Source organism: Streptomyces hamibioticus (assembly GCF_047946815.1).
Classification (GTDB): domain Bacteria; phylum Actinomycetota; class Actinomycetes; order Streptomycetales; family Streptomycetaceae; genus Streptomyces.
This window is the reverse complement of the sequence record NZ_JBKKQY010000001.1, coordinates 6,138,998-6,161,935: the sequence shown is the minus strand read 5'-3', so window position 1 is coordinate 6,161,935 and position 22,938 is coordinate 6,138,998. Positions and strand designations below refer to the sequence as shown.

The following is a 22,938-nucleotide window of genomic DNA, read 5'->3' as shown; positions in this document are numbered from 1 at the left end:
GGTATGGGGCCATTCCATTGAGGTTCCGCCCCGTGGGGAGTCGTGCCATGACCGTGGATTCCACCAAGCAGCGCTCCGCCGGCGAGGCGGACGACTATCTCGAACGCAGGGCCCTGCGCCGGGGCAGCGCCGGCTGGCTGCTGCTGACCGGCCTCGGCGTCGCCTACGTCGTCTCCGGCGACTACTCGGGCTGGAACTTCGGCCTCGCCGAGGGCGGCTTCGGCGGCCTCGCGATCGCCATGGTCCTCATGGGCCTGATGTACACCTGCATGGTCTTCGCGCTGGCCGAGCTGTCGTCGATCCTGCCCACGGCGGGCGGCGGCTACGGCTTCGCGCGCCGGGCGCTCGGCCCCTGGGGCGGGTTCCTGACCGGCACGGCGATCCTCATCGAGTACGTCCTGGCGCCCGCCGCCATCGCCATCTTCATCGGCGACTACGTGGAGTCGCTGGGCCTGTTCGGCCTGGAGTCGGGCTGGCCGGTCTACCTGGCCTGCTTCGTGATCTTCATCGGCATCCACCTGTGGGGCGTGGGCGAGGCGCTGCGCTTCAGCTTCGCCGTCACCGGCATCGCGGTCGCCGCGCTGCTGGTCTTCGCGGTCGGCGCCTTCGCGGAGTTCGACGCGTCGGGGCTGGACGACATCCCGGTGGACCCGGACGCGTTCGGGGCGAACTCCTGGCTGCCGATGGGCCTGCTGGGCATCTGGGCCGCGTTCCCGTTCGGGATGTGGTTCTTCCTGGGCGTGGAGGGTGTGCCGCTCGCGGCCGAGGAGACCAGGGAGCCGGCCCGTACGCTGCCCCGCGCCATCCGCTGGTCGATGGGCATCCTGGTGCTGCTGGCCCTGATGACGTTCTTCGCCGCGGCGGGCGCCCGGGGCTCGGCGGCGATCCAGGAGGCGGGCAACCCCCTGGTCGAGGCGCTCCAGCCGGACGGGGAGGCCACGGCGCTGAGCCGCGTCGTCAACTACGCGGGTCTGGCCGGCCTGGTGGCGTCGTTCTTCTCCCTGATCTACGCGGGCTCGCGCCAGCTGTTCGCGCTGTCCCGCGCCGGCTATCTGCCGAGGTTCCTGTCGCTGACCAGCAGCCGCAAGGCGCCGTACCTGGGCCTGCTGGTGCCGGGCGCGATCGGTTTCGCGCTGGCCGCCGGGACCGGTGACGGGGCGCGGATGCTCAACGTGGCGGTGTTCGGCGCCACGATCTCGTACGCGCTGATGTCCCTCTCCCACATCGTGCTGCGCCGCCGGGAGCCCGGCCTGGAGCGGCCGTACCGTACGCCGGGCGGGGTGCTGACCTCCTCGGTCGCGCTGGTGCTGGCCTGTTCCGCGCTGGTGGCCACGTTCCTGGTGGACGTGACGGCGGCGTTCATCGCGCTGGCGGTGTACGCGGTGGCCGTGGCGTACTTCGGTCTGTACAGCCGCAAGCGGCTGGTGGCGAAGGCGCCGGAGGAGGAGTTCGCCGCGCTGGCGGCGGCGGAGGCGGAGCTGGCGCGGGACTGAGGCAGGATCGCAGGAACTCGGCAGGACGGAGGAGGTCAGGGTGGCCAGACCGCTGATCGGCGTCAGTACGTATCTGGAGACCGGTGCGCGCTGGGGCGTGTGGGAGCTGGAGGCGGCACTGGTGCCCGCCGGGTACCCCCGGCTGGTGCAGCGGGCCGGCGGACTCGCCGCGCTGCTGCCGCCGGACGCGCCGGAGCACGCGGCGGCGGCCGTGGCCGGGGTCGACGGTGTGGTGATCGCCGGCGGCCCCGACGTGGAGCCGGTCCGTTACGGCGCCGCACCCGACCCGCGCACCGGCCCGCCCGCCCGGGCCCGGGACGCCTGGGAGCTGGCGCTCATCGACGCGGCACTGGCGGCACGGGTGCCGCTGCTGGGCATCTGCCGGGGCATGCAGCTGCTGAACGTCGCCCTGGGCGGCACGCTCGTGCAGCACATCGAGGGCCACGCCGAAGCGGTGGGGGTCTTCGGCGGCCACCCGGTCAAGCCGGTGCCGGGGACGGTGTACGCGGGCATCGTGCCGGAGGAGTCGTTCGTCCCGACCTACCACCACCAGTCGGTGGACCGGCTCGGCACCGGCCTGGTCCCGTCGGCGCACGCGGCGGACGGCACGGTGGAGGCCCTGGAACTGCCGTCCGCCGGGTGCTGGGTGCTGGGCGTGCAGTGGCACCCGGAGATGGGCGAGGACGTGCGGGTGATGCGGGCGCTGGTGGAGGCGGCGGGCGGGGGTCAGGACGGGCCCTGAGTCCGGGTCAGCGACAGCAGCTGCCGGGCCGGGCCCGTCGGGCGGTGGCCGGTCGGCCAGACGGCGCGGAGCTCGCGGGCGAGGGCGACGTCCGCCACCGGGACACGGACCAGGCGGCGCATCGACAGCTCCTCGCCGACGGCGAGTTCGCTGAGGACGGCGGGGCCCGCGCCGCTCACCGCGGCGGCCTTCACGGCGGTGGTCGAGGACAGCTCGATCAGGGGGCGGGCCAGGCCGCCCAGCGCGGCGTCCAGGACCTGCCGGGTGCCGGAGCCCTTCTCGCGCAGGATCAGCGGGGTCGCCGCCAGCTCCGCCGCGGCCAGCGACCGGCGCCGGCGGGCCCAGGGGTGGCCCGGCGCTGTCACCACGATCAGCCGGTCGTGGGCGATGACCGCGGAGTCCAGCCCGGCCGGCACGCTCACCCCCTCCACGAACCCCAGGTCGGCCTCGTCGGCCAGCAGCCGCTCGGCCACCGCCGCCGAGTTCCCGGCGAGCAGTGACACCGCCGTGTCCGGCCGCTGGGCGCGCAGCGCGAGCAGCCACCCCGGCAGCAGGTACTCGGCGATCGTCATGCTGGCCGCCACCCGCAGCCGCGAGTCCCTGCGGTCGCGCAGCGCCTGCGCACCCGCGTCGAAGGCCTCGGCCGCCTCCACGATCCGCCGCGCCCAGTCGGTGACCAGGGCACCGGCGTCGGTGAGCCGGGAACCGCGCGGCGAGCGGTCCACCAGGGCGACGCCCAGCTGGCGCTCCATGGAGCGGATGCGGCTGCTGGCCGCGGGCTGGGTGATGCCCAGCTCGCGGGCCGCCCCGCCGAGACTGCCCAGCCGCGCCACGGCGAGCAGCAGTTCCAGGGCGCCCAGGTCCGGTACCCGGTGCGCCAGCGACCCGGCGGTCGTCCGGCCGGCCGCTGCGGCCTCCTCCACGTTGGTCATAACTCCAGTTTATGTGCTCATAGAGGCATGATCCCTGGTGGCGCGTTTCCGGCCCGGCGACCGTAGGACCATGGTCACCGCAGCCCAGCCCCTTCCCCGTGTCGCGGTCCGTCCGGTCCGCGCCCCGGCCGTCCGCCATCTCGGACCCAACTGGTACGCGTGCGTCATGGGCACCTCCGTCGTCGCCACCGCCGGAGCCGCGCTGCCCCCGCGCGTCCCGGGCCTGCGCACGGCCTGCACCACCGTCTGGGCGTTCTCCCTCGTGCTGCTCGTGGCCGTGCTCGCCGCCCGCGCCCTGCACTGGCGGCACCACCGTGACCAGGCCCGCGCCCATCTGCTCGACCCGGCGGCGGCGCCCTTCTACGGGTGCCCGGCGATGGCCCTGTCGGCGGTCGGCGGCGGCACGCTCACCGTCGGCCGGGACTGGCTCGGCCTGCCCACGGCGGTCGGGCTCGGTGCCGTGCTGTTCACCGCCGGGACGGCCATCGGACTGGCGGCGGCCGTCGCCGTGCCCTACCTGATGGCCGTACGCCACCGGGTCGAGCCGGCGCAGGCCGGGCCGGTGTGGCTGCTGCCGCTCGTGGCGCCGATGGTGTCCGCCGCCGTCGGACCGCTGCTGGTGCCGCATCTCCCGGCCGGGCAGCCGCGGCAGACCCTGCTCGTGGCCTGTGTGGCCCTGTTCGGGATGAGTCTGCTCGCCGTCCTGGCGATGCTGCCGCTGGTCTTCGCCCGGCTGGTCACGGGCGGACCGCTGCCGCTCGCCCTGACCCCCTCCCTGTTCCTGGTGCTGGGCCCGCTCGGACAGTCCACCACCGCCGTCGGGCAGTTCGCGGACGTCGCCCCCGGCGTCGTACCGGCCTCGTACGACCGTGGCTTCGGCGTCCTCGCCGTGCTCTACGGCGTCCCCGTGATGGGCTTCGCTCTGCTGTGGCTGTGCCTCGCCACCGCGCACGTCGTCCGGGCCCGCCGGCACGGCATGCGCTTCTCGATGACCTGGTGGTCGTTCACGTTCCCGGTGGGCACCTGTGTCACCGGCGCCGAGTCGCTGGCCCGGCACACGGGGCTCGTCGTCTACGAGGGGCTGGCCGCCGCGCTGTACGCCGTCCTGGTCGCCGCCTGGACCGTGGCGGCCGTGCGCACCGGGCGCGGTCTGGTCAGCGGCGCGCTGCTCGCAGCGCCTCGGCCAGCACCCGCGGCGCCTCGGCCAGCGACGGCCCGTACCAGGCGAGGTGCCGGCCGCTGACGAGGGCGCAGGGCAGGCCCGGGAAGGCCTCCGGGCCGTCGTCGGCGGCGAAGCGGTACGGCTCGTCCGGGAGGACGACGACGTCCGGGCGGGCCGCTCGCAGCTCCTCGACCGGGACCTTCGGGTAGCGCTCCGCGTGACCGGCGTACAGCTGGTGCACGCCGAGGCGGGCCAGGACGTCACCGGCGAAGGTGTCGCGGCCCAGCACCATCCACGGGCGGCGCCAGATCGGCACCACGGCCGTGACGCGCCGCTCCGGCGGCGGCAGCGCGGCCCAGGTCCGCTCCGCCTCGTCCAGCCAGCGCGGCCGGGCGGCGGCACCGCAGGCCGTCAGCACCCGGGACAGCTCGGCGAAGGCCTGCGGCACCGTGCGCACCTCGGTGACCAGCACCTCGACGCCCGCGGCGCGCAGGGCGGCGAGGTCGTCGGCGCGGTTCTCCTCCTCGTTGGCGATCACCAGGTCGGGTGCGAGGGCGAGGATGCGCTCGGTCCTCGGGTTCTTGGTGCCGCCGATCCGCACGACGCCGGTGCCGAGGTGCGCGGGATGCGTGCACCAGTCCGTCGCGCCGGCCAGGGCGCCGGGGAGTGTGCGGGCCACGGCCTCGGTCAGGGACGGCACCAGGGAGACGACCCGGACCCGGCCGCTCACCGGTGCGGACGGTCGCGGACGGCCTCGATGTGCTCGGCGACGGCGACGACGAGCAGCCGGGTGTCCGGCACCGTCGCCCGCCAGCGGTGCCGCACCCCGCCGGTGAGGTACAGCGTGTCGCCGCGCCCCAGCCGGTAGGCGCGGCCCTCGGCCTCGATCTCCACCGCGCCCTCGGCCACGTACATCAACTGATCGTTGCGGTATTGAAGTTCCCGGCCGGCGTCGTGGTCCCCGGTGAACTCGGAGGCGTGCATCTGGTGATGGCCGCGGACCAGCGACCGCACCCGGGGCTGGAACGCCGGCTCCCGCCCTTCGGCGCCCTCGGCGTCCCCTGCGTCCTCGGCACGCACCACGTCCACGCTGCACGCGGGGTCGGCGGCGGCGAGCAGCTCCACGGCGGTGGTGCGCAGGGCGTCGGCCACCCGCTCCAGGGAGCCGGGGCTGGGCCGCGCCCGGTCGTTCTCGACCTGGCTCAGGAAGGGCACCGACAGGCCGCTGCGCTCGGCCACGACGGCAAGGGTGAGCTCCAGGGCGCGACGCCGCCGCCGCACGGCCGCGCCCACCCGAAGGGGCTGTTCTTTGTGGTCGCCCATCGCTCCGGCTCCCTCCTTCACCCGTCGTCGCGCCGCCGCTGTGCCCGAACCCGGGCGCCGTTGTCCTGATGAGTTCTCTGCACCCTACGCATGTTCGGCAAACCGTTCCCCGCGTCCGCCACATCGACGCAATCGCTGCGGTGGCCTCGGCCTCACGGTTCGCGCCACCGCCGCGGTCCGCGGACCCGCCCGGGTGTGCCGGGTCTGCGAACCTACCGGGTTCCCCGGCCGTCTCCCATACCCCCACCGGAAACGGTTCGGGCGGTGGCACAGCGCTCCGTGGTTGTCCGGATCCTTACCGTCGCCCGACGGAGCGCACGAACGGGGCGCGTACGAACACGACTGGGGCGCGTACGAAGGGGCGGGCGCGAAAGCGGTGCGTACGAAGGGGCGGACGCGAAAGGGGTGGGCCCCGCGGCCGGAGCGCGCGGGGCCCACCCTCGATGGTGACCGAGACCGAGACCGAGACGGAGACGGAGACGGAGACGGAGACGGTCGGAGGCTGGAGGCTAGGAGGCCGTCATCCGCTCGGCCACCTCAGGGCGCTCCTTCAGCCAGGCGGCGACCGCCGCCTCCTCCTTGCCCTGGCCGCGGTTCTTGATCTCCGCCTCCAGAGTGGCCAGCTCCTCCTCGCTCATGGAGAAGTTCTTGATCCACTCGGTGAGCTGCGGGTACTGCTCGGGGAACTTCTTGCTGGCGATCGTGTGGATCTTGTTGTTCTCGCCCCAGGACTTCTTGGGGTCCGCGACCTTGGTCAGCTCGTACTCGGCGTAGGCCCAGTGGGGCGACCACAGGGTGACCGCGATCGGCTTCTTCTTGGCGTAGGCACGCTTGAGCTCGGCCAGCATCGCCGGCGTGGAGCCGTCGACGACCTCGTACTCGTCCTGGAGGCCGTAGGCGGGCAGGACGCTGTTCTTCAGCAGATCCATCTCACCGGTGCCCGGCTCGATGCCGATGATCTTCCCGTCGAAGAGGTCGGCCTTGCCCTTGAGGTCCGCCATGGACTTGACGTCCTTGACGTACGAGGGCACGGCGATCTCCAGGGAGGTCGGCTCGTACCAGCTGCCCAGGTCCGTGAGGTCGTCCTTGCTCTTCTCCCAGTAGTTCTTCTGGGCGTGCGGCAGCCAGGCGTCGAAGTTGAGGTCGATGTCACCGGAGGCGAGGCCGGTGTAGACCGGGCCGACGTCCATCTGCTTGAGGTTCAGCCGGTAGCCGCGCCGCTCCAGGACGTTCTTCCACAGGTAGGTGACGGCGATGTCCTCGTCCCAGGGGAACCAGGCCACGTCCAGCGGGCGCTTGGCCTCCGCCGGGGTGGCGCCGGAGCCGCCCTTGACCGGGGCCCACTTGTCGACCAGGCCGGGGTTGTCCTTCAGCCAGCCGCGGACGGCCTCCTGCTGCATGCCCTTGCCGGCCTTGTTGATCTCGGCTTCCAGACCGGTGAGCTGCTGCTCGGTCATGGAGAAGTTCTTCAGCCAGGTGCCGACGGTGGGGTTCTCGTCGGCGAAGCCCTTGCGGGACAGCGTATGCACGCCGTCGCCCTCGCCCCAGGCCCCCTTGGGGCCCTTCAGCTTCTTGAGCTCGTAGTCGTTGTACGCCCAGTGCGGCGACCAGAGCGTGACGACGATCGGCTCCTGCTTGCTGTAGGCCCGCTTCAGCTCGGCCAGCATCGCCGGCGTGGAGCTGTCGACGACCTTGTACTCCTTGTCGAGGCCGTACTCCTTGAGGATCTTGCTCTTCAGCAGGGCCATCTCACCGGCGCTGGGCTCGATGCCGGTGATCTTGCCGCCGAAGAGGTCGGCCTTGCCCTTGAGGTCCGCCAGCGAGTCGACGTCCTTCATGTAGGCGGGGACGGTCAGCTCCAGGGAGGTCGGGCCGTACCAGGAGCCGAGGTCGTCGAGCTGCTCGCCGTACTTCTTCCAGTACTGCGCGTGGGTCGTCGGCAGCCAGGAGTCGGTCTGGAAGTCGATGTCGCCCTGCGCCAGCGCGGTGTACAGCGGCCCGGCCTCGAACTGCTCGACCTCCACCTCGTAGCCGCGCTGCTCCAGCATCTCCTTCCACAGGAAGGTGGAGGCGACGCCCTCGTCCCACGGGATGTAGCCGATGCTGATCTTCTTGCCCTGGCCGACGTTCTTGCCGCCGGCGGTCTTCCCGGCGTCACCGGGACCACCGAACATGCCCATGCCGCCGGCCACCAGGCCGAGGACCACGACACCGATCACGGCGACCTGCGGACGGGGACGGTAGGACCAGATCTTCAGGTTCTTGGCGGCGCGGGCCTTGGCGGCGGCACGGCGGCCCAGCGGGGACACCTCGGTGCCCAGGGCGCTGGTCATCCGGTCCAGGTAGATCGCCAGGATCACGATGGCGACGCCGGCCTCGGAGCCGAGGCCCACGTTCAGCTGGCCGATGGACTCCATGACCGCTCCGCCGAGGCCGCCGGTGCCGACCATGCCGGCGATCGCGGCCATGGACAGACCGAGCATGATGACCTGGTTGACGCCCGCCATCACGGTGGGCAGCGCCAGCGGGAGCTGGACGCGCAGCAGGGTGTTGCGCGGAGTGGTGCCGAACGCCTCGGCGGCCTCGACCAGCTCCTTGTCGACCTGGCGGATGCCCAGTTCGGTCATGCGCACGCCCGGGGCGAGCGCGAAGATCAGGGTGGCGACGATGCCCGGGGCGGAGCCGGTGCCGAAGAACAGGATCGCCGGGATCAGGTAGATCATCGCCGGCAGGGTCTGCATGAAGTCCAGGACCGGCCGGACCAGCGCGCTGACCCGGTCGGAGCGGGCCGCCCAGATGCCCACCGGCACCGAGACCGCCAACGCGATGATCGTGGCGACCAGCAGCAGCGCCAGCGTCACCATCGCGTCCTCCCACAGCCCGAGGGAGTCGATGAAGGCGAATCCGGCGAAGGAGAGGACACCGGCGAGGGTGCCGCGCAGCCAGAACGCCAGCACCGCGAAGATGCCGGCGAGCAGCAGCGGCTCGGGCGCCTGGAGGACGGTGTTGATGCCGTCGTAGGCGCCGGTGAAGACGCTCTTGCAGAACGTGAAGAGCCAGGAAACGTTGTCGAGCAGCCAGTCGACGGTGCTGTTCACCCAGTCGCCGAGCGGAATCCTAGGCACGGGCCATCACCTTCTCGCCGCCCTTGTCCTTCGGGGCGTCGCAGGCTCCGGGGGCCGCCTGCTCGTCGCCGATGAAGCCCACCAGCCGCTGCCGGGGCACGACGCCCACGAGCGTGTCGGCGCCGTCGAGCACCGCCACGGGGTGCGGCACGCGCGCGCTGATGGCGCACAGCTCGGTGAACGGCGTGTCGGGTGTCGCGGTCTCGCAGCCGCAGTCGGCCTCGTCGCCGCTGACGGGGGTGTCCATGACGGCACCGGCGGTGAGCACCCGGGAGCGGTCGACGTCCTGGGTGAAGGAGGCGACGTACTCGTTGGCGGGCCGCATGAGGATGTCCTGCGCGGTGCCGATCTGCACGATCCGGCCGTCGCGCATGACGGCGATGCGGTCGCCCAGGCGCATGGCCTCGTTGAGGTCGTGGGTGATGAAGACGATCGTCTTCTTCAGGGTCTTCTGCAGCTCCAGCAGCTGGTCCTGCATGTCACGGCGGATCAGCGGGTCGAGCGCGCTGAAGGACTCGTCCATCAGCAGCAGGTCGGCGTCGGTGGCCAGCGCGCGGGCCAGGCCGACGCGCTGCTGCATGCCGCCGGACAGCTCGTCCGGCCAGGACTTCTCCCAGCCGGCCAGGCCGCACAGGGCGAGCGCCTCGTCGGCGCGGCGTTCGCGCTCGGCGCGGGGCACGCCCTGCACTTCCAGGCCGTAGGCGGCGTTGTCACGGACGTTGCGGTGCGGGAACAGGGCGAAGTGCTGGAAGACCATGCTGATCTTCTTGGAGCGGACCTCGCGCAGCCGGCGCTCGCCCAGCTCGGTCAGGTCCTCGCCGCCGAAGCGGACGTGACCCGCGGTCGGCTCCAGCAGGCCGTTGAGCATGCGCAGCAGCGTGGACTTGCCGGACCCCGACAGGCCCATGACGACGAATATCTCGCCGGGCTCCACGGTGAAGGAGGCGTCGATCACGGCGGCCGTGGTGCCGTCCGCGCGCAGTTCCTCCCGGTCGGCTCCCTTGCGCAGTCGCTCGACTGCCTGGCCCGGTTTTCTGCCGAACACCTTGTACAGATGTTCGGCTTCTAGCCTCGCTGACACGCTGACCTCTTGTCTCGGGGACAGAAACAGGAAAGCGAAGACTGGCTAACAGTTGAAGTTTTCAACCAGCTTCGATCCGGCAGCGCTCCTCCCCCGATCCCTCTCGGGCAAACACAACAGTGATCCGCTTCACACGGTCTTCACGGTGCGGGCTTCCGGCCTGCGGCATGATGCGGAAGGTGACCGGACGACTGATGCTTCTCGACACCGCCTCCCTCTACTTCCGCGCCTACTTCGGCGTCCCGGAGTCCGTGAAGGCTCCCGACGGCTCGCCTGTGAACGCCGTGCGCGGACTGCTCGACTTCATCGACCGCCTCGTCAAGGACCACCACCCGGACCAGCTGGTGGCCTGCATGGACGCCGACTGGCGCCCGCACTGGCGGGTCGAGCTGATCCCCTCGTACAAGGCGCACCGCGTCGCCGAGGAGCACGAGGCGGGACCCGACGAGGAGGAGGTGCCCGACACGCTGTCCCCGCAGGTGCCGGTCATCGAGTCCGTCCTCGACGCGCTCGGCATCGCCCGTGTCGGGGTGCCCGGTTACGAGGCCGACGACGTGATCGGCACCTACACGGCGCGGGCCGCCGGCCCGGTCGACATCGTCACCGGGGACCGCGACCTGTACCAGCTGGTCGACGACGCCCGCGGTGTGCGGGTGCTCTACCCGCTCAAGGGCGTCGGCACCCTCCAGCTCACCGACGAGGCGGTGCTGCGGGAGAAGTACGGGGTCGACGGACGCGGCTACGCGGATCTGGCGCTGCTGCGCGGCGACCCCAGCGACGGCCTGCCCGGGGTCGCCGGCGTCGGCGAGAAGACGGCGGCCAAGCTGCTGGCCGAGTTCGGCGACCTGGCCGGCATCCTGGCCGCGGTCGACGACCCGCGCGCGAAGCTCACCCCCACCCAGCGCAAGCGCCTGACCGAGGCCCGGCCCTACCTCGCGGTCGCCCCCAAGGTCGTCCGCGTCGCCGACGACGTCCCGCTGCCCGACGTCGACACCGCGCTGCCGCGGGCACCGCGCGACCGGGCCGCCCTGGAGGAGCTGGCCGCCCGCTGGGGCCTGGGCGGATCGCTGGAGCGGCTGCTGGCGACGCTCACCGCGTGAACGTGCCGCCGGGCACGGACATCGACCGCGCGGTGGCATCAGGACCCGGGCCACGGGAACGCGTACGGTGCGCCTTCGCGTCTCTCCGACGCGCGGGAACCACCGGCACCTCGAGTCCCGCTCGCGCCGGCGAGTCCGTTCGTGTCCGCGGAGCACCGAGCGACCGGGAGGTGCTAACTTAGGTAAACCTAACTCAGGTGAGCCTAACTCAGGGACAGGGAGGCCGTCATGGCAGACCGACCGGGACGCAAGCCGCGGAAGCCGTACTCGGCGCGGGTGCTCCGCACCGAACGGCTGACCCCGCGCATGCAGCGCGTGGTCCTCGGCGGCGAGGGACTCGCCGGCTTCTCGGCGGACACCTGCACCGACCACTACGTCAAGCTCCTCTTCCCCTCCGGGGGCGCCAGTTACCCGGAGCCGTTCGACATGGAGCGGATCCGCGAGGAGTTCCCGCGCGAACAGTGGCCGGTGACCCGGACGTACACCGTGCGCCAGTGGGACCCCGAGCACCGGGAACTGACCCTGGACTTCGTGGTGCACGGTGACGAGGGCCTGGCCGGCCCCTGGGCGCTGCGCGCCCGGCCGGGCGAGACCGTGCGCTTTCTGGGCCCCGGCGGCGCCTACGCCCCCGACCCCTCCGCCGACTGGCATCTGCTCGCCGGTGACGAGAGCGCGCTGCCCGCGATCGCCCGGTCCCTGGAGGCCCTGCCGGAGGGAGCCCGGGCCTTCGCCTTCGTGGAGGTGGCCGGCCCCGAGGAGGAGCAGAAGATCGACTCCGCGGTGGAGGTCGTCTGGCTGCATCGCGGGGGCCGCCCGGTCGGTCAGGCGCTGGTGGAGGCCGTACGGAGCCTGCGGTTCCCCGAGGGCCGGGTGCACGCGTTCGTGCACGGCGAGGCGGGCTGCGTGAAGGAGCTGCGCAGGCTGCTGCGGGTGGAGCACCGCATCGCGCGCGAGGACCTGTCCATCTCCGGCTACTGGCGGCTCGGCCACAACGAGGACGGCTGGCAGGCGTCGAAGCGGGAGTGGAACGCCCGTATCGAGGCGGAGCAGGAGCACCGGGCCCCCGCCTCCGCCGCGTAGCGGCACCCCGGCACCCGCCACCGCTACGGAGCGGCACCCCGGCACACGCCTCCGCCGCACAACGGCACCCGGCGCCAGGCGCCCGGTACCCGGTACCGCTTCGGAGCAGCACCCACCGCCCGCCACCGCTACGGAGCGGCACCCGGCACCCGGCACCCACCGCCCGGCACCGCCGCACAACGGCACCCGGCAACCGCTCCGCCGTCCAGTGGCACCCGGCAGCCGGCGCCCGGCGCCGGTCACCGATGCCCGGGCACCGTCTCGCCGCGCCCGCGCGTGCGGACGCCTCGTGGCGCACGGCGCACCGCGCGCGGCAGTTACAGGCGCAGTCCGGACGGTGGAGGCCGATGTGGTCCAGCGCCCTCCGGCCGGCGCCGCCGGGCCCCGCTGCGACCCCCGGCGAGCTGCCGCCGGTCCCTCCGCCGCACCGGTCGCACGCCGTGCGCCTCGCGGTTACCGGGCCCGGTCCACCTCCTCGTACTCTGGCTCGCGATGAGACACCGTCGTACCCCTCCGCCTCCCTCGCCGCTCCCCCAGCGCGACGGGGTCGACGCGGTGCGGGTGCGGCTGCCCGCCGAGGGACCGTGGGCGACGGTGGGCGAGCATCTGGTGGAGCGGCTGACCGGCGCGGCACCGGGGGCCGTCGCCGGGATGCTGGACGCGGGGCTGATCGTCGGCGCGGACGGGCGGCCGGTGGCGGCGGACACCCCGTACCTGCCGGGGGCCTGCGTGTGGTTCCACCGGGAGCTGCCCGCCGAGGTGCCGGTGCCCTTCCCGGTCGACGTCGTCCACCGCGACGAGCACATCGTCGTCGCCGACAAGCCGCACTTCCTGGCCACCACGCCGCGCGGCAGCCATGTCGCCGAGACCGCGCTGGCACGGCTGCGCCGGGAGCTGGGCATCCCCACGCTCACCGCCGCCCACCGCCTCGACCGGCTCACCGCCGGGCTCCTGCTGTTCACGGTCCGGCCCGAGGAGCGCGGCGCCTACCAGTCGCTGTTCCGCGACCGGCGGGTCCGCAAGGAGTACGAGGCCGTCGCCCCGTACGACCCCGGCCTCGCCCTGCCCCGGACGGTACGCAGCCGGATCGTGAAGGAACGCGGGGTGCCCGCCGCCCGGGAGGTAGCCGGCGAGCCGAACGCCGAGAGCCGGATCGAACTGCTCGAGCGGCGGACGGGACCGGCCGGCGCGCTGGGCCGGTACCGCCTGGTGCCCCGCACCGGGCAGACCCATCAGCTGCGGGTGCACATGAGCGCCCTCGGCGTGCCGATCCTCGGCGATCCGCTCTATCCCGAGGTGACCGCCCCCGTACCGGCCGGTGACTTCCGGCGCCCGCTGCAACTACTCGCCCGCGAGCTGGAGTTCACCGACCCGGTCACGGGACGGGAGCACCGGTTCCGCAGCGGCCGTGCCCTGGCCGCCTGGACCTCGTACGACGCCTGGGCCGCGGGTCAGTAGCCGCGCCACCAGCGCAGGAAGCGCTGCCAGGCCCCGCGCGGCCGGTCCGGCCCGGAGGCAGGCCGCGGTACCGCTTCCGGCACCGGCGGCTCGGCTTCCGCCGGGGCCGGCGGCTCGGCCGGCGGCAGGGACGGAGACAGGGACGGCTCGGCGACGGGCTCGGACGGCGACGGCACCGTCAACGGGTCCGGCAGCGGCGGCACGCCGACATGCCAGATGCTCTGCCGCATCGGGACCGGGGAGTGGCTCGGCGGCATCGTCACCTCCTGCTGCGCCTTGGGCTCGAACCGCACCGGCAGCTCCACCAGGTGCCGGGACGCGATCGAGGACCGCCAGCGCAGGTCCTCCTCGTCGCAGTCGATCTGCACATCCGGCAGCCGCATCAGCAGCGCGTCCACACCCGCGTCGGCGATGACACGGCCGATGTCCTGGCCCGGGCACTCGTGCGGGCCGCCGCCGAAGGCGAGGTGGGAGCGGTTGCCCTGCATGCCGGCGGCGAGGTCGGGCCGGATCCGCGGGTCGACGTTGCCCGGCGCGATACCCAGCAGCAGGCCGTCGCCCCGGCGGATGCGCTGGCCCCCCAACTCCGTGTCCTGCTTGGCGAAGTAGGCGAAGATGGTGCTGAACGGCGGCTCGTCCCACAGGGACTGCTCGACCGCCTCGGGCACGGTCATCTCGCCGCCGCTGAGCCGGGCCCGGAACCGCGGATCGGTGAGCACCACGCGCAGCACGTTGGAGATGAGGTTGACGGTCGCCTCGTAGGCGGCGAAGAGGACCAGCCGCAGGTGCTCCCGGACCTCGTCGTCGGTGAGCCGTGCCGGGTGGTTGATGAGGTGGGAGGTGAAGTCCTCGTCGGGCCGGGCCCGGCGGCGGGCGGTGTGCCGCTCCAGGACGTCCATGACGTACGCATGGCTGGCGATCGCCGTCTCGGTGCCCTTGAGCGCGTCGCGGGCGGCCTCCACCAGCCGGTCGTTGTACTCGCCCGACATGCCGAGGATCTCGCACATCACGCCCATCGGCAGATGCTCCGCGAACTGGCCGACCAGGTCGGCCCGGCCCTGTTCGCAAAACTTGTTGACGAGGATCTGGCTGTGCCGCCGGATGTGGCGGCGCAGGCCGCGGTAGTCGATCGTGGACATGGCGCCGGTGACCGCGCCGCGCAGCCGCTTGTGCTCGTCCCCCTCGGCATGCGAGGCGATGGGCTGCCAGGCGATGTGCGGCATCAGCGGGTGGTCGGGCTTGACCATGCCCTCCTTGAGCGGCGTCCAGATCCGGCTGTCCCGGGTGAACTTCGCGGGCGTGGACACCAGGTGCAGATTCTCGGCGTGCCCCAGGACCACCCACACCGGCACGTCGTCGTGGAGCAGCACGGGCGCCACGGGGCCGTGTTCGGCCCGGAGCCTGACGTACAGCTCGTCCAGGTCCTCCACCTCGTGCAGCCGGTGCAGCCCGCCGGGGCCGAGGGCGTGCGCGGGGCAGCCGGGGGGTGGGCCGGGCGCGGGGTCGCCCGGTCGGGTCAGGGAGTGGGATTCAGCCGTCACAGTGGTCGCTCCGAAGCTGATGAGAGAGCTGAGCAGAGTCGGGGGGCGCGGGTCAGGTGAGCGCGCCCGTCATGGCGAGGGAGTGCAGGAAACGCATCAGGGTCATCAGGGCGTCCCGGCTGGAGGCCCGGCGGCGCACGTCGCACTCGAAGATCGGGATCTCCTCGGACAGATCGAGAGCCGTGCGCAGCTCCGCGAGGGGATACCGGGGAGCGTCCGGGAAGGTGTTGACGGCCACCACGAACGGCACGCCGCGTTCCTCCAGCCGCCCCATCACGTCGAAGCTGACCTCCAGCCGGCGGGTGTCCACCAGCACGACCGCGCCGAGGGCGCCCTCGAACAGCCCGTTCCACAGGAACCAGAAACGCTCCTGGCCGGGTGTGCCGAAGAGGTAGAGCACCAGCTGGTCGGTGATGCTGATGCGGCCGAAGTCCATGGCGACGGTGGTGGCCGTCTTGGTGGGGGAGCCGAAGTTGTCGTCGACGCCGATGCCGGCCTGGGTCATGGTCTCTTCGGTGGTCAGCGGTCTGATCTCGCTGACCGAGCCGACCATGGTGGTCTTGCCGACGCCGAAGCCGCCGACGATGACGATCTTCACGGCGGCCTCGGCCGAGTGCGGAAGCCGGTCCTCCGCTCGTGGGCCCGGAATCGTGTCAGAGTCTTTGAAGTCCATGCATCACCGCTTCGAGGAGGGAACGGTCGGCGACCTTCTGGCGGACGATCGGGGCGCGCGCCTGGACCAGTTCTGCCGTGAGCAGATCGGTCAGCAGCATGGTCACCACGCTGAACGGCAGATTCAGGTAGGCCGACAGCTCCGCGACGGACAGGGGCGCGACGCACAGCCGGAGGAGGGCGGCCTGCTCCGGCGTGGCGGAGGCCGGCGGGGTGTCGGTACGCGCCACGATCAGCGTCACCAGATCGATCTCGGCACGCTCGCCGTCCCCGTCGCCGATCACGTATAACCGCTCGGGGTTCTTCTTCTCGCCCTTCTTGGGCGGCGGGTCTGCCGCCGGAGGCGGGGCGGGCGGCTCCGGTCTGGGCTGTCGCCGTTGGCGCCGGGGAGGAGTCATACGGTCTGCCCGTTGCGCCGGGCCGGACTGGTCAGGTGCGGACCGATGCGGGCGACCAGGTCGCGCATGCGGTTGCTCATCATGCCGGGCTCGCAGCGGATGTCGGAGAGTACGGCCAGATAGGCGTTGGCGCCCGCGGCCATCAGGTAGAAGTAGCCGCCGTTGATCTCGATGATGACCAGCTTCATCTTGCCGTCGCTGGTCGGGATCTCCTCGGCGACGGCCCCGGCCAGGCTCTGCAGGCCCGCGCAGGCGGCGGCGACGCGGTCGGCGGCGTCCGGGTCGCCGGAGTAGCGGGCGATACGCAGTCCGTCGGCGGACAGCACCACGATCATCTCGATGCCGGGGACACCGTCGTAGAGCTGCTTGAGCATCCAGTCGAACTTGCCTTGCTGCTGGATCACTTGGGGTCCCCCTCGTCGTCGGCCGGGGCGTGGGCCGGCTCATTGGGCGGCTGGGTGAATGCGTTGGGGTCCGGGTCGCCCTTGAGGCCCTCCCAGAAGGCTTCGACCCACAGTCCAGGCGGGGTCTCGTCCTCTTCCTTCTCCGGCTCGGGCTCCGGAGTCGACCAGGCGGCGTTCCGGGCGCGTTCGGCGGCCTGGCGGGCCTCGCGCTCGGCGTCCTCCCGTTCCCATTTGGCCTGTTCGGCGAGCCGCTGGCTGAGCGGCATCTTGACCCGGCTGCGGCGCTGCGGCAGGCCGCCCGCCGTCCACTCGGTGACCTCGGGGACGTCGTCCTCCAAGGAGACCGAGTCGGGGATCTTCGGGCTGGTCGGGCGGCGCTTCTTCGGCCGGCGCTGGGGACCCGGGAGCGCGTCGGGGCCCGGGGAGGGCAGCGAGGTCGCCCCGATGCCGTGGGCGAGTCCGACGCCGGGCTCGGTGGTCATCATCTCGCTCGGCACGACGAGGATGGCGCGCACTCCGCCGTACGCGGAGGCCCGCAGCGAGACCTGCATGTTGAACGCCGAGCACAGTCGGCCGACGACGGCCAGGCCCAGACGGGGGTTACCGCTGATCTCCGCCAGGTCGGTGCCCGCCTTGGCGCTCTCCAGCATGCCCTCGATCCGCAGGCGGGCGTCCTCGCTGAGGTTGACGCCGGCGTCCTCGATCTCGATGGCGACGCCGGTCTGCACCTCGGTGGCGGTGACGTGCACCTTGGTGTTCGGCGGCGAGTAGCGGGTGGCGTTGTCCAGCAGCTCCGCCGCGGCGTGGATGACCGGCTCGACCGAGGTGCCCTTGATGTTGACCTTGGCGATGGAGGACAGGTCGATGCGCCGGTACTCCAGGATCCGGGACATGGCGCCGCGCAGCACGCTGTAGAGGGCCACCGGGGAGGGCCACTGCCGTCCGGGCCGGCCGCCGCCGATGACGGCGATGGAGTCGGCGAGCCGGCCGATCAGCGCGTTGCCGTGGTCGATGCGCAGCAGGTCGTCGAAGACCTCGGGGTTGCGGCCGTGGTCCTCCTCCATCTCGCGGAGTTCGTTGGCCTGCTGGTGGACGATGGCCTGGACCCGGCGGGCGATGTCGACGAAGGACCGCTGCGAGGCCTCCAGCGCGGTGTCCTCGTGGTCGATGATGTCCAGGACCCGGCGCAGCAGCGCGAGCTGTGGCTCGCCGAGGGTGGTGAACGAGGGGTCGAGCAGCCCCAGGCGTGTCATCACGTCCCGTGGGTGGTTGCCCTGGCGCATGTAGGCGAGTGCGGAGGGCAGGATGTCCCGGCCGAGGCGGATCAGTTCCGCGTCGTGGCCGGCGATCCGCCGCTCCAGATACGCGGTGTGACGGGCGTGGTCGGTCCGCAGGGCGCGCAGGGCCCGGCCGCGGCGCACGGCCTCGGCGGCCGTGGCGGTCACCAGGAGCGTGGCGACGGCGCCGCAGATGCCGACGGCGATCCGGGCCGGTTCGGTCACCACGGCGACGGCGGCCCCGGTCACCGCGGCCATCACTATCGCCGGGAGCAACAGCACGCGTAGGTAGGGGAGTTCACGGCTGTCGGGAGGGGAAGCAACACTCACCATGTAGGCCCTCTGAAAAGGAGTCGGCTGGGGATGGGGGAGCTTGCACGGGGGTATGTCATGGGATTGATGGGACTGTTCTGGGTATTGGGAACAAGCGCGCGAATTCACCTCAACTCGGCGCGCTGCGGGCGAGCTTAGTCCGAGCGGATCATCGCCGTGTCATATTCAGCAAGCACCTGAAACGGGCACCGGGGAGGGGGTAACCTCGGGTCCATTTGCACGCTTTGAAGCGGCTCGAACACGTAAAGTATCTGCGCATGAACGTACGAAAGTCACTCACCGTAACGAGTGAACCGGCGGGCCCGGACATGACGCGGGCGCCCGAGCAACTCAGCTCGGGCGCCCGGGAAGACATCAACCGGCGGATCGATCAGCGGGCCGCCGGCCCGTCCTAGCCGACCGACGAGTAGGCCACCACGCCGCGCCGCAGCCCCTCGACCGCCTTGCGCGCGTTCTTCGGGACCGTCGACCCCTCCGCCGGGGCGGCCGCGGCGATCTGGCCCAGCACGTCGATGACCTGCTTGCACCAGCGCACGAAGTCGCCAGCCGGCATCTCCGCCTCGCGCAGCACCTCGTCCAGGCCCTTGCCGGACGCCCACATGTACGCGGCCCAGGCGAAGCCGAGATCCGGTTCCCGCTGCCCGACGCCCTCGGTCTGGCTGATCCGGAACTCCTCCTCCAGGGCGTCCAGCCGGCCCCAGATGCGCACCATCTCACCGAGGGAGGCCTTCGCCTTGCCGGAGGGCAGCTTGGGCGCCATCGCGTCGTCGGCGACCCGGGACTCGAACACCAGCGCCGAGACACAGGCGGCGAGTTCGGCGGGAGCGAGCCCCTCCCATACCCGCTCGCGCAGGCATTCGCTGGCCAGCAGGTCCAGTTCGCCGTAGAGCCGGGCGAGCCGCTTGCCGTGCTCGGTGACCTCGTCGGCGCGCAGATAGTCCAGCTCGGTGAGCAGGGCGACGATGCGGTCGAAGGTGCGCGCGATGGTGTTCGTGCGGCCCTCGATGCGGCGCTCCAGCTGCGAGGTGTCGCGCAGTAGCCGGTGGTAGCGCTCGGCCCAGCGGGCGTGGTCCTCACGGTCGCTGCAGCCGTGGCAGGGGTGGGCGCGGATGGCCTTGCGCAGCCGGGCGATCTCCCGGTCGTCGGCCGCCTGGGAGCGCCGTTTGCGGTGCCGCTCGGCCGGGATGTGCCCGGCCTTGGTGCGCAGCGCGGAGGCGAGGTCGCGCCGGGACTGCGGGGAGCGCGGGTTGAAGGACTTCGGGATCCGCATCCGCTCCAGCGGCTCCACGGGCACCGGGAAGTCCATCGACGCCAGCCGCTTGACCTGGCGCTCGGCGGTCAGCACCAGCGGACGCGGGCCGTCGTGGTGCTCGAAGCCGCGGTGGCCGTTGGATCTCCCGGCGGGCAGGCCCGGGTCCAGCACCAGGGCCAGGCCCGCGTACTTGCCGGTGGGAACGTGGATGACGTCGCCGGGCTTGAGCCGCTCCAGGGCGACGGCGGCCTCGGCACGCCGCTGGGTCGCGCCCTGCCGCGCCAGCTCCGTCTCGCGGTCCTTCAGCTCGCGGCGCAGCCGCGCGTACTCCTCGAAGTCGCCGAGGTGGCAGGTCATGGAGGCCTTGTAGCCCTCCAGGCCCTCCTCGTTGCGCTGCACCTGCCGGGAGATCCCGACGACGGACCGGTCGGCCTGGAACTGCGCGAAGGAGGTCTCCAGCAGCTCGCGCGAGCGGTGCCGCCCGAACTGCTCCACCAGGTTGACCGCCATGTTGTACGACGGCTTGAAGCTGGAGCGCAGCGGGTACGTGCGCGTGCCGGCCAGTCCCGCGAGGTGTTCGGGGTTCATGCCGCGCTGCCACAGCACCACCGCGTGGCCCTCGATGTCGATGCCGCGGCGCCCTGCCCGTCCGGTGAGCTGCGTGAACTCACCGGGGGTGATGTCGGCGTGCTGCTCGCCGTTCCACTTGACGAGCTTCTCCAGGACCACCGAGCGGGCCGGCATGTTGATGCCGAGGGCGAGGGTCTCGGTCGCGAAGACCGCCTTCACCAGGCCGCGCACGAACAGTTCCTCGACGACCTCCTTGAAGGTCGGCAGCATGCCCGCGTGGTGGGCCGCTATGCCCCGTTCCAGGCCCTCCAGCCACTCGTAGTAGCCCAGGACGTGCAGGTCCTCGGACGGGATGGTGGCCGTGCGCTCCTCGACCAGGGCGCGGACCTCGGCCCGCTCGTCCTGGTCGTTGAGCCTGAGCCCCGCGTACAGGCACTGCTCGACGGCGGCCTCGCAGGCGGCGCGGCTGAAGATGAAGGTGATCGCGGGCAGCAGTGCCTCGGCGTCGAGCCGCTCGATGACCTCCGGCCGGCTGGGCGTCCAGATACGCGAACGCTGCCGGCGCTCCCGCTCCCGCTCGGCCTCGCGCATCGACCGGCCGCGCCTGCGGTCCTGGTACGACGGGCGGCTCGCCTCCATGCGCGCCATGCGCATCAGGTCGGGATTGACGGCCTTCTTGTGGCCCTCGCCCTCCTCGAACAGGTCGTACATCCGCCAGCCGGCGAGCACGTGCTGGAACAGCGGCACGGGCCGGTGCTCGGAGACGATCACCTCGGTGTCGCCACGCACGGTGTCGAGCCAGTCACCGAACTCCTCGGCGTTGGACACGGTCGCCGACAGTGACACGAGTGTCACCGACTCGGGGAGGTGGATGATCACCTCTTCCCAGACGGCACCGCGGAAGCGGTCGGAGAGGTAGTGCACCTCGTCCATGACCACGTAGCCCAGGCCGAGCAGGGTCTGCGAGCCGGCGTACAGCATGTTGCGCAGCACCTCGGTGGTCATCACGACCACCGGCGCCCCGGAGTTCACGCTGTTGTCGCCGGTGAGCAGGCCGACCCTGTCCGTGCCGTAGCGGCGGCACAGGTCGGCGTACTTCTGGTTCGACAGTGCCTTGATCGGCGTGGTGTAGAAGCACTTCTTGCCCTGTTGCAGGGCGAGGTGGACGGCGAACTCGCCCACGATCGTCTTGCCGGAACCGGTGGGCGCGGCCACCAGGACACCCTTCCCCGCCTCGAGCGCCTGGCAGGCCTCGATCTGGAAGGGGTCGAGGCCGAAGTCGTACATCTCGCGGAAGGAAGCGAGCGCGGTGGCCTGCTCGGCAGCGCGCCTGCGGGCTGCCGTGTACCGCTCGGCCGGTGAGAGATCCTCTGTCATCGTGCTTTCGAGCGTACCGGGCCGCACCGACAACAGGACGATCATTATCCGGATCGACTGCCGGACGGCTCCGCGGCCCTCCGGCACGGCGCGGAAAGCGCGCCGCCCCGGGCGCCGTGCGCGCGGGGCGGGCAGAGCGGCTGGCGGCCTCAGGTCACGTCGTCGTAGCCGTTGACCCGGTCCGTGCGGGTCTGCTCCGGCAGCGCCCGGCTGGTGGTCACGGGCTCGATCTCGCCGATGTCCTCGGGGACGAGGTCCAGCTCGGAGGCCTCGTCGTCGGCGGGCCCGAGGGCCTCGCGGCGGCTCCTGCGACGGTCGTTGAGCAGCGCGATGGCGACGGCGGCGAAGTACAGCAACCAGATCGGTCCGGCCAGTCCCAGCATGGAGACCGGGTCCGTGCTCGGCGTGGCGATGGCCGCGAACAGGGTGATGCCCAAGATCATCCCACGCCACCAGCCGAGCATCCGCTTGCCGCTCAGCACCCCGCTGAAGTTGAGCATCACCAGCAGCAGCGGCAGTTCGAAGGAGAGGCCGAAGACGACCACCATGCGCGTGACGAGGTCCAGCAGCTCGTCCAGCGGCAGCAGGTTGTCGACGCCGAACGGGGTGAACTCGATCAGCACCTTCGCGGTGGTGGGCAGCACCAGGTAGGCGAAGTAGGCGCCGCCGAGGAAGAGCGGAACGCCCGTGCCGACGAAGACGTAGGCGTACTTCTTCTCGTGCTTGTGCAGGCCTGGGGCGATGAAGGCCCACAGCTGGTAGAGCCAGATCGGGGAGGCCAGCACGATGCCGGCCATCAAAGACACCTTCAGGGCCAGGGTGAAGGGCGCCAGCAGACCATTGATGGTGATCCGGGCGCAGCTCTCGCCGTCGGCCGCCTTCGCCAGCTCCTCGAAGGACTCCTTGCAACCGACCGAATCGAGGATCGGCTTGGTGAAGAAGTTGATGATGTCGTTGTAGAAGAAGGCTGCGACCACGGCGACGACGACGATCGCCAGCAGCGCCTTCGCCAGCCGGTTGCGCAGCTCACGAAGGTGCTCCGCCAGGGGCATCCGCCCCTCCGGGTCCTTCTCCGTGCTGCGGGCAGACTTCAGCAACCCACGTTCCCATCTCGTGCGGCGGGCCGGAGGTCACCGGCCCTGCGTCAACGCTTGGTCGTGTCCGTCGGCTCGGTGACCGGGCGGGAGCTGGTCACATCGCCGGGGGCCGCCTGGATGGTGCGCTGGGACGGGGGCTGCTCGCCGGGGTTCGGCGGGTCGGCGGGGGCGGAGGACTTGCTGTCCTCCTTCATCGCCTTGGCCTCGCTCTTGAGAATGCGCGCGGACTTGCCGAGCGACCGCGCCATGTCCGGAAGCTTCTTCGCGCCGAACAGCAGGATGATGACGACGAGAATGAGAATGATCTCGGGGGCTCCGAGCTTTCCGAACATAAGTCTTTACCTTCTCACCGAGGCGGCTGTGGTGGGGCGCTGTCCGACCGGTCGGACATGCGTCCGATCGACCGTGTTGTGCAGCGATCGTAACGCTCAGGGGTAAACGTGAGGCAATCCCCGTGCATATCCCGTGCGTACTCCCGCCCGTGCCCGGGCCTCGTTCTCCGGGCCGCTTCAGCAGCGTAC

Annotated in this window: 19 protein-coding genes; 6 read left to right on the top strand and 13 right to left on the bottom strand. The window is 71.8% G+C overall.

Annotation, left to right across the window (positions count from 1 at the left end; genetic code table 11):
* Positions 1-47 precede the first annotated feature (47 nt).
* Complete coding sequence (gene eat, locus ACLGIH_RS27950; protein WP_416528051.1) at positions 48-1,493, top strand: ethanolamine permease; 1,446 nt, start codon at positions 48-50, stop codon at positions 1,491-1,493.
* A gap of 40 nt (positions 1,494-1,533) precedes the next feature.
* Positions 1,534-2,235 carry a gamma-glutamyl-gamma-aminobutyrate hydrolase family protein gene (locus ACLGIH_RS27945; protein ID WP_416528050.1) on the top strand — a complete coding sequence of 234 codons (702 nt, stop codon included), beginning with the start codon at positions 1,534-1,536 and terminating at the stop codon, positions 2,233-2,235.
* Here ACLGIH_RS27945 and ACLGIH_RS27940 read toward each other — a convergent pair.
* Positions 2,220-3,167, bottom strand: a complete 948-nt coding sequence (locus ACLGIH_RS27940) for a LysR family transcriptional regulator (protein WP_416528049.1) — start codon at positions 3,165-3,167, stop codon at positions 2,220-2,222. The genes ACLGIH_RS27945 and ACLGIH_RS27940 overlap by 16 nt on opposite strands.
* A 70-nt stretch (positions 3,168-3,237) precedes the next feature.
* On the opposite strand from ACLGIH_RS27940, the gene ACLGIH_RS27935 reads away from it, so the two are divergent.
* Positions 3,238-4,410: a TDT family transporter gene (locus tag ACLGIH_RS27935; protein ID WP_416528048.1), complete on the top strand. Its 1,173-nt coding sequence runs from the start codon at positions 3,238-3,240 to the stop codon at positions 4,408-4,410.
* Here ACLGIH_RS27935 and ACLGIH_RS27930 read toward each other — a convergent pair.
* The 4 genes from ACLGIH_RS27930 to ACLGIH_RS27915 form a co-directional block, all read right to left on the bottom strand.
* Entirely contained in the window at positions 4,322-5,059 is a 738-nt protein-coding gene (locus ACLGIH_RS27930; protein WP_416528047.1) for a helical backbone metal receptor, read from the bottom strand. The genes ACLGIH_RS27935 and ACLGIH_RS27930 overlap by 89 nt on opposite strands.
* Complete coding sequence (locus tag ACLGIH_RS27925) at positions 5,056-5,652, bottom strand: helix-turn-helix domain-containing protein (protein WP_416528046.1); 597 nt, start codon at positions 5,650-5,652, stop codon at positions 5,056-5,058. Before ACLGIH_RS27925 ends, ACLGIH_RS27930 begins: the two co-directional genes overlap by 4 nt.
* Positions 5,653-6,161: 509 nt before the next feature.
* The gene (locus ACLGIH_RS27920; protein WP_416528045.1) at positions 6,162-8,777 is read right to left on the bottom strand and encodes an ABC transporter permease/substrate binding protein; all 2,616 of its coding nucleotides are present in this window, start codon (positions 8,775-8,777) and stop codon (positions 6,162-6,164) included.
* The gene (locus ACLGIH_RS27915) at positions 8,770-9,858 is read right to left on the bottom strand and encodes a quaternary amine ABC transporter ATP-binding protein (protein WP_416528044.1); all 1,089 of its coding nucleotides are present in this window, start codon (positions 9,856-9,858) and stop codon (positions 8,770-8,772) included. The genes ACLGIH_RS27920 and ACLGIH_RS27915 overlap by 8 nt, the downstream gene beginning before the upstream one ends.
* Before the next feature lie 170 nt (positions 9,859-10,028).
* Here ACLGIH_RS27915 and ACLGIH_RS27910 point away from each other — a divergent pair, with 170 nt between their 5' ends.
* From ACLGIH_RS27910 to ACLGIH_RS27900, 3 genes are all read left to right on the top strand, one after another.
* Positions 10,029-10,958 (top strand): 5'-3' exonuclease, encoded by a 930-nt coding sequence (locus tag ACLGIH_RS27910; RefSeq protein ID WP_416529497.1) that lies wholly within the window; start codon positions 10,029-10,031, stop codon positions 10,956-10,958.
* A gap of 228 nt (positions 10,959-11,186) precedes the next feature.
* The gene (locus ACLGIH_RS27905) at positions 11,187-12,038 is read left to right on the top strand and encodes a siderophore-interacting protein (RefSeq protein ID WP_416528043.1); all 852 of its coding nucleotides are present in this window, start codon (positions 11,187-11,189) and stop codon (positions 12,036-12,038) included.
* 492 nt (positions 12,039-12,530) lie between these two features.
* The gene (locus ACLGIH_RS27900) at positions 12,531-13,496 is read left to right on the top strand and encodes an RluA family pseudouridine synthase (RefSeq protein WP_416528042.1); all 966 of its coding nucleotides are present in this window, start codon (positions 12,531-12,533) and stop codon (positions 13,494-13,496) included.
* Here ACLGIH_RS27900 and ACLGIH_RS27895 read toward each other — a convergent pair.
* The 8 genes from ACLGIH_RS27895 to tatA form a co-directional block, all read right to left on the bottom strand.
* Complete coding sequence (locus ACLGIH_RS27895) at positions 13,490-15,037, bottom strand: cytochrome P450 (protein ID WP_416528041.1); 1,548 nt, start codon at positions 15,035-15,037, stop codon at positions 13,490-13,492. The two genes, ACLGIH_RS27900 and ACLGIH_RS27895, sit on opposite strands and share 7 nt — an antisense overlap.
* Before the next feature lie 52 nt (positions 15,038-15,089).
* Entirely contained in the window at positions 15,090-15,710 is a 621-nt protein-coding gene (locus tag ACLGIH_RS27890) for a GTP-binding protein (protein WP_416528040.1), read from the bottom strand.
* Positions 15,691-16,107, bottom strand: coding sequence for a DUF742 domain-containing protein (locus ACLGIH_RS27885; RefSeq protein WP_416528039.1), 417 nt, complete (start codon positions 16,105-16,107; stop codon positions 15,691-15,693). The genes ACLGIH_RS27890 and ACLGIH_RS27885 overlap by 20 nt, the downstream gene beginning before the upstream one ends.
* Positions 16,104-16,511: a roadblock/LC7 domain-containing protein gene (locus tag ACLGIH_RS27880; protein ID WP_416528038.1), complete on the bottom strand. Its 408-nt coding sequence runs from the start codon at positions 16,509-16,511 to the stop codon at positions 16,104-16,106. Before ACLGIH_RS27880 ends, ACLGIH_RS27885 begins: the two co-directional genes overlap by 4 nt.
* The gene (locus ACLGIH_RS27875) at positions 16,508-18,121 is read right to left on the bottom strand and encodes a sensor histidine kinase (protein WP_416528037.1); all 1,614 of its coding nucleotides are present in this window, start codon (positions 18,119-18,121) and stop codon (positions 16,508-16,510) included. Before ACLGIH_RS27875 ends, ACLGIH_RS27880 begins: the two co-directional genes overlap by 4 nt.
* 391 nt (positions 18,122-18,512) lie before the next feature.
* On the bottom strand, positions 18,513-21,365 hold the full coding sequence (locus tag ACLGIH_RS27870; protein WP_416528036.1) for a DEAD/DEAH box helicase: 2,853 nt from the start codon (positions 21,363-21,365) through the stop codon (positions 18,513-18,515).
* A 104-nt stretch (positions 21,366-21,469) separates the two neighbouring features.
* Positions 21,470-22,417 (bottom strand): twin-arginine translocase subunit TatC, encoded by a 948-nt coding sequence (gene tatC / locus ACLGIH_RS27865; RefSeq protein WP_416528035.1) that lies wholly within the window; start codon positions 22,415-22,417, stop codon positions 21,470-21,472.
* A 47-nt stretch (positions 22,418-22,464) separates the two neighbouring features.
* Positions 22,465-22,749 carry a Sec-independent protein translocase subunit TatA gene (tatA, locus tag ACLGIH_RS27860; protein WP_416528034.1) on the bottom strand — a complete coding sequence of 95 codons (285 nt, stop codon included), beginning with the start codon at positions 22,747-22,749 and terminating at the stop codon, positions 22,465-22,467.
* Between the last annotated feature and the right edge of the window lie 189 nt (positions 22,750-22,938).

What these genes read in the sequence shown, in the direction of transcription:
- eat (WP_416528051.1), top strand. Translation starts at nt 48, where the DNA reads ATGACCGTGGATTCCACCAAGCAGCGCTCCGCCGGCGAGGCGGACGAC.
- ACLGIH_RS27940 (WP_416528049.1), bottom strand. Translation starts at nt 3,167, where the DNA reads ATGACCAACGTGGAGGAGGCCGCAGCGGCCGGCCGGACGACCGCCGGG.
- ACLGIH_RS27935 (WP_416528048.1), top strand. Translation starts at nt 3,238, where the DNA reads ATGGTCACCGCAGCCCAGCCCCTTCCCCGTGTCGCGGTCCGTCCGGTC.
- ACLGIH_RS27925 (WP_416528046.1), bottom strand. Translation starts at nt 5,652, where the DNA reads ATGGGCGACCACAAAGAACAGCCCCTTCGGGTGGGCGCGGCCGTGCGG.
- ACLGIH_RS27910 (WP_416529497.1), top strand. Translation starts at nt 10,029, where the DNA reads ATGCGGAAGGTGACCGGACGACTGATGCTTCTCGACACCGCCTCCCTC.
- ACLGIH_RS27905 (WP_416528043.1), top strand. Translation starts at nt 11,187, where the DNA reads ATGGCAGACCGACCGGGACGCAAGCCGCGGAAGCCGTACTCGGCGCGG.
- ACLGIH_RS27900 (WP_416528042.1), top strand. Translation starts at nt 12,531, where the DNA reads ATGAGACACCGTCGTACCCCTCCGCCTCCCTCGCCGCTCCCCCAGCGC.
- ACLGIH_RS27890 (WP_416528040.1), bottom strand. Translation starts at nt 15,710, where the DNA reads ATGGACTTCAAAGACTCTGACACGATTCCGGGCCCACGAGCGGAGGAC.
- ACLGIH_RS27885 (WP_416528039.1), bottom strand. Translation starts at nt 16,107, where the DNA reads ATGACTCCTCCCCGGCGCCAACGGCGACAGCCCAGACCGGAGCCGCCC.
- ACLGIH_RS27875 (WP_416528037.1), bottom strand. Translation starts at nt 18,121, where the DNA reads ATGGTGAGTGTTGCTTCCCCTCCCGACAGCCGTGAACTCCCCTACCTA.
- ACLGIH_RS27870 (WP_416528036.1), bottom strand. Translation starts at nt 21,365, where the DNA reads ATGATCGTCCTGTTGTCGGTGCGGCCCGGTACGCTCGAAAGCACGATG.
- tatA (WP_416528034.1), bottom strand. Translation starts at nt 22,749, where the DNA reads ATGTTCGGAAAGCTCGGAGCCCCCGAGATCATTCTCATTCTCGTCGTC.